This window comes from Alcanivorax sp. UBA3183 (genome assembly GCF_002364155.1).
GTDB lineage: Bacteria > Pseudomonadota > Gammaproteobacteria > Pseudomonadales > Alcanivoracaceae > Alcanivorax > Alcanivorax jadensis.
On the sequence record NZ_DEXN01000013.1, the window covers coordinates 1 to 15,132 of the forward strand.

Consider the following 15,132-nt stretch of genomic DNA (forward strand, 5'->3'; position numbering starts at 1 on the left):
CCTGTTCCATTCCTTCGTCGTGTACCGGCTCGTTGAATACCACAACAATATTGTTACTCGGTTCTACCTGGGCCTGATTGTGTTCGGGAAACGAGCCGGTTGCCTGAAGCGGATCGCGATTGAGCTGTTCGAACTCGAAATCCACATCCGCACGTACACCCAGTGCAAAGTCTGCACTGACTTTGGCAGCACCGCTAAGCACGTCCAGTTCCAGGGTTCGAAACACCTCGAATGTCAGCGCACCATCCCTCACATCCACTACACCAACCGCCTGGATATGCATCAGATTCTGATTTACCGAGGCATTGCCGCGTGGTTCTTCCGCATGCATGGCAAGGTCAAAATTCATGTAAACAAACATCGGCGCATAGTCGTCATCGGGCTGAAAGCCCTTCGGACGATAGGGGTTAGTCACCAGGTAGCCCGTCACGTCGGTCACAAAGGTACCGATGATGTCACCGGTGAACATAGGCGTGCGCACCTCGCCACCGAGTTTGATCGGATCGATACCGGTAATGCGCAGCTGCTGGCCGGCACGGGCAACCACAGGAACAGCATCCACATGCACATCCGGTCGGCCCATCCAGCCTTCCAGCACCAGCGGCATGGCATTTACCTGGGTCACACCCAGCGCTTCGGTAACCAGATTGAACTGGTTAAGGGGTAACCCGTGCAGCCGCGAGGTTTGCGGGTAGCCCGGATCCCCCAGTGCCGGCTGGGCTTTCATCAGTTGCTTGATCGGCGGGTTGAGATCGACCACGTCGTCCTTGGACAGCGTGGGCGTCAACTCATAGGTCACCGTCTCCAGCAAGTCCTCATCAAAATCTTCCAGGCCTTGCAGGGTCAGTGTGTAGGTGTCGCCACCGATCAGATCTTCCTTGGGATCCAGTGTGATGTAGTGACGCTCATTGAGAATCCTTACATCCACCAGTTCCCCGGATTCCTGATGTTCCAGTTTGACGCTGTCACCGTAGCGGACCGTCGTTTCCACCAGGGGCTCGGTAAAGGTGATCCGCACCGGCGAGAAATCCATGAACGGAAAGCGTTCCTCACCGACAGGCTCGGGCAGGTAAACGCCCGGCATTTCCTGATTGATGGCCAGCACCTGGGGCGCCTGGTCGGGGAGCGGGTTGTACTGACGGGTACGGAAGGTAATCAGCGGGCCGTCCTGATCATCCAGGTTGACCACCCCGGAAGCGATCTCCGGCGATACCCACAGTCGGTATTCTTCACCGGCACGCAGACCAGACATGGAGAACGTCAGGGTACGTTTCCGGTTGGAGACTTCAGCACTGCTGAGATCCACCAGACTCCCCTCGCTGTCGGCAAGACACAGCGTACCCACAAAGTTCTCGCCGTCAGGCTGACACTCTGCCTTGGCCGCTGCTTCGTCGATATCACTGGAAAAGGTCAGTAGCAATTTGCTGCCCAGAGGCAGATCCACCATACCGTCCGAGGGATAGGCATAGATCAGTGCGTCACCGGGCTCCGGTGGGATAAACAAATCCGGGTCGTCTTCGCAGGCATTCAGTAAGGGATAAAGCAGGGATAAGACAGCCAGACGCTGAATAGTTGTTGTGCGCATCCTTTCACCCGTTTCTTGTTTTTGGCGACAGATTTTTCTGTTTACCGGGACAGGATTAAGCGGGGAGCGGACAGGGACAAGTTATCGTTTGTAAGCAAAAATCGACATATTAGTGAGTTTTATCTACCTGATAAATAGACGATTTTTATGTTCACGTATACTTCACGCAGCAAATTATCAAGCAATTCAACGGCTTTTGAAAACCGACTTTGCCATCAGGATTTCTGCACTAAAACTTTGTTCGTAATGCTTCGTTGACAAGAAAAACCGCAACATGACGTTTTGTATCATGCTGCGGTCAGAATGACGCCTCATTGGTAACGGATACGCAGTGCTGTCAGCACCGTCGTCAGGTGTGGGACAGCTACACCGCATCGTTTGGCAATCGCCACCACATTGCCCAGGATGGCATCCAGTTCGATGGGTCGGTCGTTCAGATAATCCAGCGCCATGGAGTTTTTGTAGGCACCCATCTTGCGAGTGCCTGCCAGATTCTTTTCCACCAGATCTACCGGCAATGGATAACCATCGGCAGCGGCCACGGCCATCACCTCTTCCATCATCGTACGGACCAGATCTTCACCACCAGGGGCGTCGAGAATCGACAGGGTATCGGCGCCATTGCACAGTACACTTAAGGGATTGAACGGTGCATTCCAGACACACTTGCGCCAGCGTTCGCCCACCACCGCCTCGCTATCGTTTACGTCAATGCCCCCTTCCTTGAACAGGCTGCTCAACCGACGGCAGTGATCATCAAAGCCAGCGGGAAAATTGCCCATGACCAGTTGGCCATAGGCCTGATGATGGACCTCACCGGGACCGGTGCGGCTGACAGCGATAAATGCCAGGCAGCTCACCAGTGGATGCTGTGGATAGGCATCAGCCAACTCTCGTTCGATATCCAGGCCATTTTCGATCAGCACCAAGCCGGTGTGTTCGCCCATCCAGGGACGGACCAGCGCGGCACGATCCACGCCCGGCAACACCTTGACGCACAGCAGTACGTAGTCGGGAAACGCGTCCGGTGTGTCATCGGGGCGATACACCCGGTCTGGCTGCCAGGAGAGCTCGCCCAGCGGACTGGTAAAGCGAAACCCGGCCTCCTTTACCGCGTCATAATCCGAGCGCAGCACCACACTCACCTCACAGCCGGCGCGCTTGAGAATGGCACCGTAAAAGCTGCCGATGGCGCCAGCACCGACTACCAGAATGCGGGGTTTATCCGTCATAACAGTTTCCTTATCAATCCCCGCCGCATGGCATGCAAAGGCCATAGCGCCAGCAGGAAAACGATCAACAACAACCAGAAAGCCCGGTCAAAACCATATTCAAAAGCCTGCGCCAGGGACGCAGCAGGATCAGTCTGCCCGAAGCGATCGCTGAAAAATTGTATGCAAAGGGCGCACAGGTTGACGCCCAGGGCACCACCGATCTGACGGGCGAAATTGAAAATACCCGAGCCCTGGGGAATCAGCGCCGGTGGCAGCAACCCCAATGCCCCGGTGGACGATGGTGGCATCATCAGGCCCAGCCCCACTCTGCCAAGCAGCGTCCACCACACCAGCCACACCGCAGAGGTGGTCAGGGTGGCGCCGGCCATCAGCACCATGTTGAGTACAAACAACACCAGGCCCGCCATCATGATGCGGGTTTCGGAAAAACGGTCAGTCAGATGCCCGGCAACCGGAAAGGTGAAGGCCATGGCCAACCCCGCTGGCATCAGCATCAGACCGGCGCTGGCAGCACTCTCGCCAAGCACCTGCTGGAAATACAGCGGGGTTACATAGGTGGACGCGAACACCCCGGCACCGATCACCATGGACATGAGAAAACTGCCCGTGAAGCCCGGGTAACGAAACACTCTCAGATCCATGAGAGGCTGCGGATTGCGCCGCTGCCAGAAGGCAAATAGCACCAGCGAAACAATGCCACCCGGTAACGTCACCAGCAGCAAGGGGTCACCCCAGCCACGTCGGTGACCATTGGCCAGGCCCCATAATACTGCCGTGATACCCATTGCCAATAACAGGACACCGGCGCGGTCGAGGCGAATCGCCGCCAACTGACGATCCTTGCCGGGCAGGTAACGCCAGGCCATGGCCATGCCAATCACACAGGCTGGCAACACCACCAGGAACACCGCTCGCCAGGACAGGGTATCCACCAGCACCCCACCAATGGCGGGAGCAATGGCCGGGCCCAGCACCACGCCCAGACCATAGATACCCATGGCCTGGCCACGACGGTTAAGCGGGAAGACCTGGAAGATGGTAATCATGGCCAACGGTTGTATCAGGCCGGCCAACAGCCCCTGCCCGATACGGGCAGCCACCAGCAGAGGAAACTGCTCACTGAACGCGCCGATGATGGACACGGCAATAAACAGCCCCATGGCCAACAGATAGGCACCCCGGGCGCCGAACCTCTGGGCACACCAGGCATTGAGCAGCATGCCCACGGTCATGGCAGCAAGAAAGCCGGTGGCAAGCCAGTGCACCTGATCCTGGGCCAGCTGAAATTCCACCATGATGGTGGGGATAGCCACATTGGTAATCGTAGATGCCAGCACCACAGACATGGTACCGAGCATCACTGTTATCGTGGCCAGCCAGCGATAGCGCGGGCCATGCAGCGCAAAAAGCGCTTGGACCTGCGCTTCCACTGCTGCCATTACCGGGAAGCATCCTCGCTGACCTGCACCAGCAATTTACCCCGGTTACGCCCTTCCAGCAGGCCCTGGAAGGCATCCACGGTGTTTTCCAGACCCTGGACAATATCTTCCTGATACTGGATTTTTCCAGCCTGCATCCAGCTGCTCATGTCACGAACGAAGTCCTTCATCAGGTGAGCATAATCGAACTGGATGAAACCCTTGATCAGCACCCGCTTGACCAGCAACTTGGTCAGGAACGCTGGCAACTGATCCGGACCCTGGGGCGCTTCGGTGTCGTTGTAATGGGCAATGCGACCGCACAGGGGAATGCGGGCGAAATCGTTAACCAGTTTCATCACCGCATCAAACACCTTGCCACCCACGTTTTCGAAATAGATATCGATGCCGTCCGGGCACGCCGCCTTGAGCTGGGCTTCAAAGTCGTCGTCCTTGTAGTTCACACAGGCATCAAACCCATAGACATCCACCACGTGCTGGCATTTATCCGGCGCACCGGCCACGCCCACCACACGGCAACCCTTGAGCTTGGCGATCTGACCGACCACCTGACCGACCGCGCCGCTGGCGGCAGACACGACAACCGTCTCGCCTTCTTTCGGCTGGCCGATTTCCAGCAACCCGGCATAGGCGGTAAAACCGGGCATGCCCAGCACACCCACGGCGGTGCTGATAGGCGCCTGTTTCGGATCCAGCTTGCGCAGCATGTCCTTGCCCTGCACCGAGTATTCCTGCCAGCCACCAAAGCCGAGCACGTAATCGCCGGCTTCATAGCCATCCAGGCGCGATTCCACCACCTGGCCAACGGTAGCGCCCTGCATCACATCACCCAGCTCCACACTGGCGGCGTAGGACTTGGCCGGGCTCATGCGGCCACGCATGTAGGGGTCCAGGGACAGGTAAATAGTCTTGATCAGAACTTGTCCGTCCTTCGGAGACGGCATCTCCCCTTCACACATGGGCAGATGCTCAGCCTGCGGCATGCCCTTGGGGTACTCGGACAGAATGATCTGGCGGTTAATTGTCATGGTGCTCTCCCGAATAGTGACACCGTAGGAGCGGCGCTCGAGCCGCGAATATGCTTGCGAAAAGCCAAACCAGTAACGAGTCACGAGAAACGATTCGCGAAAATCCAGACCGGCCTTCGCGGTTTTGCCTTTCGAAACTCGCTTCTCGCAACTCGAAACTGGGTGATTCGCGGCTCATACCCGCGGGGCACAGAGAGCGCCGCTCCTACAGCAAAATAATTTTTGTCATCAAAAAAGGCGGCCGAAGCCGCCTTGGTGTTTCTCGTTACGCTGCGTCTTCGTCCACGTCCAGCAAGCTTTCCAGCTGCTGCATGTGATAGCCCAGATCACCAAGCTGGTGATCAATCATCACGATACGCTTGGCGTAATGGGACACGGCGGTTTCTTCCATCATACCCATGCCACCATGAAGCTGGATGGCTTCTTCTGCCACCTTGCGACCGGACTTGCCGATAATGGCCTTGGCCGCAGCCAGACGTTTGGCACGTACCGGTGCTGACAACTCCAGGGAACAGGCAGCCAGAATGGTCATGGAACGGGCTTTTTCCAGCTCCATGCGCATTTCCACCATGCGATGCTGCAGGGCCTGGAACTTGCCAATGGGCACACCGAACTGCTGGCGTTCCTTGATGTAGTCCAGGGTGTAGTCACAGGCGACTTCCATGGCTCCGGACGCTTCCGCACACAGGGCAACGATGCCCAGTGCCAGGGATTTCTCCAGGGCATCAATGGCGTTGCCTTCTTCACCCAGCAGCTCTGCCGGCGCATTGTTAAGGCTGATTTCCGCCGCATGCAGACCATCAATGGTTTCATAACCGCGACGGCTGACACCGTCGGCGGAGGCATCCACCACAAAGGCGGACAGACCATTACGATCATTGGTGCTGCCAGCAGTGCGGGCAATTACGACCAGCTTGTCGGCGCTATCGCCGTGCAGGACCACCGCCTTGCTACCGTTGATCACATAGCCATCGCCACTCTTTTCCGCAGTGGTGGCCACATGGGTGTGATCATAACGGCCTTCCGGCTCGTAGGCGGCCAGGGCCAGGCGCACTTCGCCGCCGACGATGGCGCTGATCAGGGTTTCTTTCTGGCTGTCGCTGCCCAGGAAATCGATCAGGGTACCGCTAAGAATCACGGTGGCCAGATAAGGTTCCAGCACCAGACCGCGACCAAACCCTTCGGCCACTACCATCAGTTCCGGACCGCCGCCATTGAAGCCGCCGAAGTCTTCAGAAAACGGTACACCCAGCAGACCCAGTTCAGCGAACTGCTGCCACATTTCTGTTGAATAACCCAGCTCGCTGGTGCGGGCTTTTTCACGTACGTCGAAGGGGTAACCATCGCGAACCAGACGGCCCACGGTTTCCTCGAGCATGCGTTGTTCGTCGCTCAGTTTGAAGTCCATGGTCGTCTCCTTACAGTCCCAGAATCATCTTGGCGATGATGTTCTTCTGAATTTCATTGGAGCCGCCGAAGATCGACAGCTTGCGCATGTTGAAGTACTTGGTGGAAACACTGTTGGCAAAGTCGGGGCCTACCATTTCACCGTCGTAATCCGCTTCAAAGGTTTCCGGCAGGAATGGCTGGGCGTAAGGGCCCGCCGCACGGCGGAACAGGTCGGTAATTTCCTGACGCAGTTCGGTACCCATGATTTTCAGGAAGGAACTTTCCGCGCCGGGGACACCGCCCGCCTGGGCGGCGGCCACAGTACGCAGGTTGGTCATTTCCAGTGCCATCAGCTCCATTTCCACATCCGCAAGACGGTTGCGGAACAGCGGGTCTTCGATCAGCGGCTTGCCGTTCTGCTGAACCTTGCCAGCCACTTCCTTGAGATGCTTGAGCGCCGCCTTGGACTGGCCCACACCGGCAATGCCGGTACGCTCGAAGGTCAGCAGATACTTGGCGCAGGTCCAGCCCTTGTTCTCCTCACCAACCAGGTTTTCCACAGGCACTTTCACATCGTCGAAGAACACTTCGTTCACTTCGTGCTCGCCGTCCAGGGTGATCAGCGGGCGTACGGTGATGCCCGGGGTTTGCATGTCGATCAGCAGGAAGGAAATGCCTTCCTGCTTCTTGGCGTTGGGATCGGTGCGCACCAGACAGAAGATCCAGTCGGCATGCTGGCCCAGGGTGGTCCAGGTTTTCTGGCCGTTGACCACGTAGTGATCGCCTTCGCGGACGGCCTTGGTTTTCAGCCCGGCCAAATCAGAACCGGCACCTGGCTCAGAATACCCCTGACACCACCACACATCACTGTTAAGGATGGAAGGCAGATAGGTTTTCTTCTGCTCCTCGGTGCCAAACTTGATGATTACCGGCGCCACCATGTTCACACCAAAGGGCAACACGGTGGGGGCGCCATACTCGGCGCACTCTTCCTCGAAGATATGCTTCTGGATCGGAGACCAGCCGGTGCCACCATGCTCTTTCGGCCAGTGCAGGGCCATCCAGCCCTTTTCGTTGAGAATTTTCTGCCAGCGGATGGTGTCTTCCTTGCCCAGGTGCTGGTTTTTCTTCACCTTGCTGGCAATTTTCTTGGGCAGCTTCTGATCCAGAAAGGCGCGTACTTCATCGCGAAACGCCAGTTCTTCCGGGGTGTAGTTGATATCCATTTTTAAACCTCTTTAAAGGTTGTTCTTTGCTTCGCAACCGCTGTTGGAGCCTTGCTCGCAAGGCGAAGATTTCAGAGCACGTTCGCCTTGCAAGCAAGGCTCCAACGGCCGGTTACAACATTCGTTGAGTCTTTCAGCGGTAGAAGCCCTTGCCCTGCTCTGCCAGCTCGCTGAGTAGTTTGGCAGGCTTCCAGACATCGGAGCCGGTTTGCTGGTAGATCTCATTGATCTTGTCGTGGATGGTTTTCACACCCACCTGGTCGGCCCAGAACAGCACACCGCCCCGATATACCGGAAAGCCGTAGCCGTAGATCCAGATCACGTCCACATCCAGCGGGCGGGCGGCGATACCCTCTTCCAGTATCCTCGCGCCCTCGTTAACCATCACGTACATACAGCGCTCCAGGATTTCCTGATCGCTGATCTCGCGCGGGGCAATCCCGTTGTCACTACGGTATTGTTCAATAATGCCGTCTACATCCGGTGAAGGCACAGGGGTACGATCGCCTTCTTTGTAGTCAAATACGCCAGCCTGGGTTTTCTGGCCCAATCGGCCGGCTTCCACCAGTTCGTCGGTCCAGTTGCGCGGCGGCGCATTGTCCGGGTCTTCCTTGCGCAGTTCCTCGCGGATGCGGTAACCCACATCCATACCGGCCAGATCAGACATGGCAAAGGGGCCCATGGGGAACCCCAGATCGAACAGCACCTTGTCCACCTGCTCCGGGCTGGCACCTTCGTTGACCAGTTGAATGGCTTCTGCCTGTCGCTTGTGCAGCATGCGATTGCCGACAAAACCATGGCACACGCCCACCAGCACACCGACCTTGCCGATACGACGACTGAGATCCATGACGGTGGCGATCACCTCGTCGGAGGTCTTCTCGCCACGCACGTTTTCCAGCAGCTTCATCACGTTGGCGGGGCTGAAGAAGTGCATGCCCATGACGTCTGCGGGACGGTTGGTGAAGCTGGCAATGCGGTTCACGTCCAGGGTGGAGGTGTTGGTGGCGAGAATGGCGCCGGGTTTGCAGACCCGGTCCAGCTCACTGAACACGGCTTTCTTCACGTCCATGTTCTCGAACACCGCTTCGATCACCAGATCCACATCACCCAGGTCATCGTAGCTGAGAGTGGGCTGGATCAGCGCCATGCGCTGCTCTACCTGCTGTTGAGTAATACGACCCTTCTTGGCAGTGTTTTCGTAGTTCTTGCGGATCAGGGCGATACCCTTTTCCAGGGCCTCCTCCTTCACCTCGAGAATCTTCACCGCAATACCGGCATTGGCGAAGTTCATGGCGATGCCACCGCCCATGGTGCCGGCACCGATCACGGCCGCCTGCTTGATTTCGCGCTTGGGCGTGTCCTTGTCGAGACCGGGTACTTTGGCCACTTCCCGCTCGGCAAAGAAGACATGGCGCTGGGCCGCGGATTCGCTGGAGACCATCAGCTTGAAGAACAGCTCCCGTTCGCGTTCCACGCCCTTGTCGTAGGGCAATTCCACCGCAGCCTTGACCGCCTTGATACAGGAAAACGGCGCCTTGAAGCCGCGCTGTTTTCTGGCAATGGATTGCTCGAAGTGGTCGAACAGCTCGGCACTGGTATCACCGGGCACGTCCAGTTCGGAGATCTTGCGCAGCGGCGCGCCGTCGGCCACCAGCTGGCGGGCAAAGGCCAGTGCGCCCTCCAGCAGGTCACCGCTGACCACCTCGTCCACCAGGCCCAGCTCGCGGGCCTCGGCCGCCTTGATCGGGTTGCCGCCGACGATCATTTCCAGGGCTTTCTGCGCCCCCACCAGACGAGGCAGGCGCTGGGTGCCACCGGCGCCGGGCAGCAGGCCCAGCTTCACTTCCGGCAGGCCCAGGCGGGCGCTATCCAGGGCCACGCGATAATCACAGCCCAGAGCCACTTCCAGCCCGCCACCCAGGGCGGTGCCGTGGATGGCAGCGATCACCGGCTTGTCGCTGGCTTCGTATTCGTCGATCACCGCCGGTAGTACTGGCTGTTGCGGTGGTTTGCCGAATTCACGGATATCGGCGCCGGCCGGGAAGGTCTTGCCTTCGCCAATGACCACCACCGCCTTGATGTCATCGTCTGCCAGGGCCTCGCGCAGACAGTTCTGCAACCCTTCACGGACTCCATGGCCCAGCGCATTGACGGGGGGATAGTTGATTCGGATTACGCCAATATCGCTATCGCGACTCAGGCTGACCGGGTGACTCATAGTTCTCTCCTCATTGAACTGCCATGCTCCGGTAAAGCACGGCAGTGTCCGCCCGGTCTCGCGCCGGGTCAGGAAGATGTGGATAGGTTGACACTGATCTGCGATGCCTCAACGGCTACGCACATGACTGCCAACAGGCTCTAGTATAAGCAAAGCCGAACCGGTTTCAATTATTTTGGAATTATATTTCATTATTTGAAAAAAGCCGAAAAAACAGGGCGCCGGGCGCCCTGCTTTTTTTCCTCGCCGGGTTATTCGCCCAGCACCTCGGAAATACGCTGCAGCTCAACGGTGCCGCCTTTCTTGACGGTGGCAATGTTGGGGTCAGCCATCATCCCGCCCTTGGCATCGATCTCCGTCACACCGTAGGGGTTATGCTCTTCCGCCAGGTTCTTCAGGGCATCGCCCATGGCCGCACGGATGGCCTTGGAGTCCGCCACGGTACCGGCTTCTTTCATGGCCTGAATCACGGTGTGCATGGCGAAGTAGTTGTAGGCCACTTCGGTGGTCGGATCCTTGCCATCATTCTGCTTGTGGTACTTGGCAACGAAATCCTTGGCGCCCTGCTCTTCATACATGGTCAGCGGCACCACACCCACGGACCCTTCGAGCATTTTGTAGCCGCCGATGATCTTGGACATTTCACCCATCTTGGCCTGGTCCATGATCACGAAACCACCCTTGAAACCCAACTGACGGGCCTGCTTGGCCACCAGCGCGGTGGGCTCCGACGCCCCGCCGATAAACAACACGTCCGGCTTTTCTGCCAGCACCTTGCTCACGCCGGTATAGAAGTCCGCCGACTTGTTGTAGTCCATGGGGTTATCCGCTACCACGGTACCGCCCATGGCTTCCCAGGTGGGAACGAACGCCTTGGTCCAGTACTTGGCGTAGTCATGGGTGGCATTGGCGATGGCCACTTTCTTGCCGTTTTCCGCCATGGCGATCTTGGTGAACGGCTTCATGTAACCGGTAAAGGTGGGAGGAATGCGCACGGTCAGCTCATTGCCCTTCTCGGTCACGGTCGGCACCGAGGTATAGGACATCACCAGGAAATCATCCCGCTGATTGAACGCCTGTAACGCAAAGGTGCCACCGGAATGCGGCGTAAAGATCACCGGTGCGTTGTACTGCTGCACCAGGCGCTTGCCGTTCACCGCCGCCTGACTGGGGGCATACTTGTCATCCAGGGATACCAGGTTGATCTCGTAGGTTTCATCACCCACCTTGAAACCACCCTTGTCATTGATTTCTCTGGCGGCCATTTGCAGGCCTTCCAGGGTGTTCTGGCCGTACAACGCGGCACCGCCACTCAGCGGGCCGGTGAAGCCGATGGTAACGGTTTCTGCCGCCTGTACGCCGCTGGCAGCCAATGCGATGGCACTGGCGCAGGCCAGACGGCAGAAGCGCTTAACCAGTGTGTTTTTTCCGTTGCTCATGAAACTCTCCCGTTATTATTTCTCAATCTTGTTGTGTAGCGCACACGCTGCGGGTTATCGCCTCAGGCCCCGATGTAGGCCTTGCGAATTTCTTCATTACCCAGCATCGCGTCCTTATCACCCTCCATCACCAAGCGACCGTTTTCGATCACGTAGGCGCGGTGAGCAATTTTCAGTGCGGCGAAGGCATTCTGCTCCGCCAGCAACACCGTGGTGCCTTGCTCGTTGATACCCTTGATGGTTTCAAACATCTGCTTCACCACCAGCGGGGCCAGCCCCAGAGAAGGCTCGTCCAGCAGCAGTAGTTTTGGCCGCCCCATCATGGCGCGTCCGATGGCCACCATCTGTTGCTGGCCACCACTGAGTGATCCGGCCGGATGATCCTTCTTCTCGTCGAGGATCGGGAACAGTGCCAGCACCTGGTCCAGTGTCCTCTTGATGGCGGTCTTGTCCCGGCGGTGCACATAGGCACCGAGCATCAGGTTTTTCAGCACTGACATTTCCGGGAACAACTTGCGCCCTTCAGGACACTGCACCACGCCACTCTGTACCAGGCCGGAAGGCTTGAGGCCGGTGACATCCTTGCCATTCAGGGAAATCGTCCCGGCAGTGGGTTTGAGCAGACCACTGATGGTATTGAACAGCGTGCTCTTGCCAGCACCATTGGCACCCAACAGCACCACCAATTCGCCCTCACCCACCGTCATGGAGACTTTTTCCAGGGCCTTGAAGCTGCCGTAGCGGGCTTCCACTTCGTTAAGCTGCAGCATCGTCATCACTCCCCAGATAGGCTTCGATTACCACCGGATTGTTGCGAATTTGTTCCGGGGTGCCTTCGGCAATTTTTTCACCGTGGTCCAGCACCATGATCTTGTCGGCCAGGCTCATGATCATGTCCATTTTGTGCTCGATCAGGCAGACGGTGACGCCGTGCTCCACCATCTTGCGGATCAGTGAGGCCAGGTTCTCGGTCTCCTCCGGGTTGATACCACCGGCGGGTTCATCCAGCAGTACCAGCTCCGGATCGGTGGCCAGGGCCAACGCAAAAGCCACGCGCTTTTTCTCTTCCTGGCTGATGTCCGCGGTAATGCGGTGACCGATGTGGGACAGGCCGACAAAATCCAGCACTTCCTGGGCCCGGGAACGACATTTTTTCTCTTCATCACGCAGGCGCTTGGAGTTGATGATGACGTCCCACAAGCGTGACTGGGTGCGCAGACGGTGGCCCACGATCAGGTTGTCCAGCACCGTGGATTCATCGAACAGGGAAGTAGTCTGAAAGGTCCGCGCGATACCCAGGCGGGCAATGCGATCACAGGCCATACCGGTGATATCCATACCCTGATATTCGATGGAGCCTTCAGTGGGTGCCATGGCACCGGCCACCAGATTGAAGAAGGTACTTTTACCCGCACCGTTGGGGCCGATGATGGCGTTGATCTTGTTGGCTTCGAATTCGATGCTGACGTTGTTGACCGCCGCCAGACCCCCGAACCGTTTGGTCAGATTATTGATCTTAAGCATGGTTACCGGCCTCCTGGTTGCGAGGTGTTACCGCCTTGTTCGGTTGCGGCTTTTTTTCGCTGGCAGATTCCTTTTTGGCGGTTTCCTGCGCTGCGGCCAGACGGCGTCCTCGCCAGGTCAGGAACGTACCCACCACACCGCGAGGGAAGAAGATCACCAGCACCACCAGCAACGGGCCGAACACGATCATCCGGTACTCTTCCAGGAACTGCAGGGACTGGGTCAGCCAGGTAATCGCCAGGGTGCCAAACAACGGCCCCATCAGGGTGCCGATACCGCCCACCAGCAGGAAGGTAATCATGTCGAAGGTGTGTACCACGTCGGCTTCTGCCGGGCCGATAAAGCGCACCATGCCGGCATACAGCGCACCGGCCACGCTGGCATAGGTGGTGGACAGAACGAATGCCAGCACCTTGTTGCGCATCAGGTTGATACCCAGGGAGGCCGCCAGCTCGTCACTGATACGAATGGCCCGGAAACTGCGACCCAGCAGGGAATTGGCAATACGTGCCGCCAACCAGATGGACAGCACCATGAATACCAGAGCCAAGTAATAGAACGGCGTGGTTTCGGTGAAATCCACCAGCCCGAAACCGCTGGGTGCGGGAATATTGATAATGCCCAGGGCACCGTGAGTCAGCTCTTCCCATTTATCGATCAACAGATAAATGATGAACCCAACACAGAGGGTAAAGATGGCAAAGTAATGCTCCTTCAGTCGCAACGACACCACCCCGGCCAGGAAGCCCAACAACGCACCGGACACACCGGCGGCCACAAAGGCCCACCAGAAAGGCCAGCCGTGATCCACGGTGAGAATGGCCAGCGTATAGGCTCCGATGGCAAAGAAGCCGCCATGGGCCAGATTCAACTGGCCACAAAGCCCGGTGATAATGTTCATGCCATAGACCGCAATGGCCCAGACAAACGCCAGCGCCATCACATAGATCTGGTACTCATTGCCTGCCACAAAGGGGAACAGCAGTGCCGCGACGATCATGATGAACTTCATCGCCGGGGTCATGAAAAAATCGGAAATTTTCTGCAGGGCATTCATTAGCGCACCCCCTTGGTGAACAGGCCAGTGGGCTTGATGGAAAGAATCACCACCAGCAAGGCGAAGGCGATGATGTCCTTGTAGTCGGTGGAGATGTAGAAGCCACCAAAGGCCTCGGCAAAGCCGATGATCAAGCCGCCGACGATGGCACCGGGAATGGAGCCCATGCCGCCAAGGATGATGATCACAAAGGCTTTCATGATCAGCAGATGCCCCATGGCCGGGTACACCAGGTTAATCGGCGCGAACAGGGTTGCGCCCACCGCCGCCAACACTCCGGAGATGGCAAAAGTCATCATCGCCACCCGGTTGGCATCGATCCCCACCAGGAAAGCCCCTTCCCGATTCTGGGCCATGGCAACAATGGTGGAGCCGGTCATGGTCTTCTTCAGGAACAGATGCAGTACCGCCATCAGCGAGAACGCACCGACGATAATCAGTATCCGCTGGGCCGGCATGGTCAGACCCGCGAATTCGACAATCCCGGTGTAAGGGGTTGGCATGCGGCGGAATTCTGCGCCCCAGTGCATCTGCACCAGCGCTTCCAGAAACAGCATGATGCCGATGGCGGCAATCTTGTCGTGGATCGGCGGTGCATGGCGCAAGGGGTTGAACACCAGTCGCTCGCACAACACCGCCAGCAACGCCACCGCACCGGCGGCGCCCAGCATGGCCAGCCAGTAATTGGCGCCAAAGTCGACCATGATCACGTAGGACACATAGGCGCCCACCATATAGAGCGCCCCGTGGGCGAAGTTCGGTACGTGCAAAATGCCGTACACCAGGGTCAGACCCAGGGCCACCAGCCCGTAGATGCTGCCCAGCGTCAGGCCGTTAAGCACTTGCTGCATGAATAAGTCCAAGGCAAAGCCTCCTGTGTGTGGGAACGGTTACCCTGCGGCAATCGCTGTTTCCCGTTTTTCCTTTGTTATGTCAGCCCCTGCGGCGTAGCGCTGCCGCGTATCATTTATTGTGACGCTGACTGAGTT

General features: G+C 57.7%; 12 protein-coding genes. All 12 read right to left on the reverse strand.

The window, feature by feature from the left end; genetic code table 11:
- Nucleotides 1–1,585 (reverse strand): Ig-like domain-containing protein (locus B3Q33_RS05220; protein WP_286827117.1); only part of this gene is annotated, 1,585 nt, incomplete at its 3' end.
- Between the two features lie 311 nt (nucleotides 1,586–1,896).
- Nucleotides 1,897–2,817 carry a ketopantoate reductase family protein gene (locus B3Q33_RS05225; RefSeq protein ID WP_273009038.1) on the reverse strand — a complete coding sequence of 307 codons (921 nt, stop codon included), beginning with the start codon at nucleotides 2,815–2,817 and terminating at the stop codon, nucleotides 1,897–1,899.
- Nucleotides 2,814–4,259, reverse strand: coding sequence for a DHA2 family efflux MFS transporter permease subunit (locus B3Q33_RS05230; RefSeq protein WP_273009036.1), 1,446 nt, complete (start codon nucleotides 4,257–4,259; stop codon nucleotides 2,814–2,816). Before B3Q33_RS05230 ends, B3Q33_RS05225 begins: the two co-directional genes overlap by 4 nt.
- A complete protein-coding gene (locus tag B3Q33_RS05235) occupies nucleotides 4,259–5,287 on the reverse strand; it encodes an NADP-dependent oxidoreductase (protein WP_273009035.1) in 1,029 nt (342 codons plus the stop codon). The genes B3Q33_RS05230 and B3Q33_RS05235 overlap by 1 nt, the downstream gene beginning before the upstream one ends.
- A gap of 265 nt (nucleotides 5,288–5,552) precedes the next feature.
- Complete coding sequence (locus B3Q33_RS05240) at nucleotides 5,553–6,695, reverse strand: acyl-CoA dehydrogenase family protein (protein WP_272962468.1); 1,143 nt, start codon at nucleotides 6,693–6,695, stop codon at nucleotides 5,553–5,555.
- 10 nt (nucleotides 6,696–6,705) lie between these two features.
- Complete coding sequence (locus tag B3Q33_RS05245; RefSeq protein ID WP_272974913.1) at nucleotides 6,706–7,902, reverse strand: acyl-CoA dehydrogenase family protein; 1,197 nt, start codon at nucleotides 7,900–7,902, stop codon at nucleotides 6,706–6,708.
- Between the two features lie 133 nt (nucleotides 7,903–8,035).
- The gene (locus B3Q33_RS05250) at nucleotides 8,036–10,123 is read right to left on the reverse strand and encodes a 3-hydroxyacyl-CoA dehydrogenase NAD-binding domain-containing protein (protein ID WP_272974912.1); all 2,088 of its coding nucleotides are present in this window, start codon (nucleotides 10,121–10,123) and stop codon (nucleotides 8,036–8,038) included.
- Between the two features lie 251 nt (nucleotides 10,124–10,374).
- Nucleotides 10,375–11,562 carry an ABC transporter substrate-binding protein gene (locus tag B3Q33_RS05255; RefSeq protein ID WP_272974911.1) on the reverse strand — a complete coding sequence of 396 codons (1,188 nt, stop codon included), beginning with the start codon at nucleotides 11,560–11,562 and terminating at the stop codon, nucleotides 10,375–10,377.
- 62 nt (nucleotides 11,563–11,624) lie between these two features.
- Nucleotides 11,625–12,332: an ABC transporter ATP-binding protein gene (locus B3Q33_RS05260; RefSeq protein WP_272974910.1), complete on the reverse strand. Its 708-nt coding sequence runs from the start codon at nucleotides 12,330–12,332 to the stop codon at nucleotides 11,625–11,627.
- Nucleotides 12,319–13,086 (reverse strand): ABC transporter ATP-binding protein, encoded by a 768-nt coding sequence (locus tag B3Q33_RS05265; RefSeq protein ID WP_035250304.1) that lies wholly within the window; start codon nucleotides 13,084–13,086, stop codon nucleotides 12,319–12,321. Before B3Q33_RS05265 ends, B3Q33_RS05260 begins: the two co-directional genes overlap by 14 nt.
- Nucleotides 13,079–14,143 (reverse strand): branched-chain amino acid ABC transporter permease, encoded by a 1,065-nt coding sequence (locus tag B3Q33_RS05270; protein ID WP_272974909.1) that lies wholly within the window; start codon nucleotides 14,141–14,143, stop codon nucleotides 13,079–13,081. The genes B3Q33_RS05265 and B3Q33_RS05270 overlap by 8 nt, the downstream gene beginning before the upstream one ends.
- A complete protein-coding gene (locus B3Q33_RS05275) occupies nucleotides 14,143–14,994 on the reverse strand; it encodes a branched-chain amino acid ABC transporter permease (RefSeq protein ID WP_232222149.1) in 852 nt (283 codons plus the stop codon). Before B3Q33_RS05275 ends, B3Q33_RS05270 begins: the two co-directional genes overlap by 1 nt.
- Nucleotides 14,995–15,132 lie beyond the last annotated feature (138 nt).

Coding starts and splice junctions, on each gene's coding strand:
- B3Q33_RS05225 (WP_273009038.1), bottom strand. CDS start 2,817: ATGACGGATAAACCCCGCATTCTGGTAGTCGGTGCTGGCGCCATCGGC.
- B3Q33_RS05230 (WP_273009036.1), bottom strand. CDS start 4,259: ATGGCAGCAGTGGAAGCGCAGGTCCAAGCGCTTTTTGCGCTGCATGGC.
- B3Q33_RS05235 (WP_273009035.1), bottom strand. CDS start 5,287: ATGACAATTAACCGCCAGATCATTCTGTCCGAGTACCCCAAGGGCATG.
- B3Q33_RS05240 (WP_272962468.1), bottom strand. CDS start 6,695: ATGGACTTCAAACTGAGCGACGAACAACGCATGCTCGAGGAAACCGTG.
- B3Q33_RS05245 (WP_272974913.1), bottom strand. CDS start 7,902: ATGGATATCAACTACACCCCGGAAGAACTGGCGTTTCGCGATGAAGTA.
- B3Q33_RS05250 (WP_272974912.1), bottom strand. CDS start 10,123: ATGAGTCACCCGGTCAGCCTGAGTCGCGATAGCGATATTGGCGTAATC.
- B3Q33_RS05255 (WP_272974911.1), bottom strand. CDS start 11,562: ATGAGCAACGGAAAAAACACACTGGTTAAGCGCTTCTGCCGTCTGGCC.
- B3Q33_RS05260 (WP_272974910.1), bottom strand. CDS start 12,332: ATGCTGCAGCTTAACGAAGTGGAAGCCCGCTACGGCAGCTTCAAGGCC.
- B3Q33_RS05265 (WP_035250304.1), bottom strand. CDS start 13,086: ATGCTTAAGATCAATAATCTGACCAAACGGTTCGGGGGTCTGGCGGCG.
- B3Q33_RS05270 (WP_272974909.1), bottom strand. CDS start 14,143: ATGAATGCCCTGCAGAAAATTTCCGATTTTTTCATGACCCCGGCGATG.
- B3Q33_RS05275 (WP_232222149.1), bottom strand. CDS start 14,994: ATGCAGCAAGTGCTTAACGGCCTGACGCTGGGCAGCATCTACGGGCTG.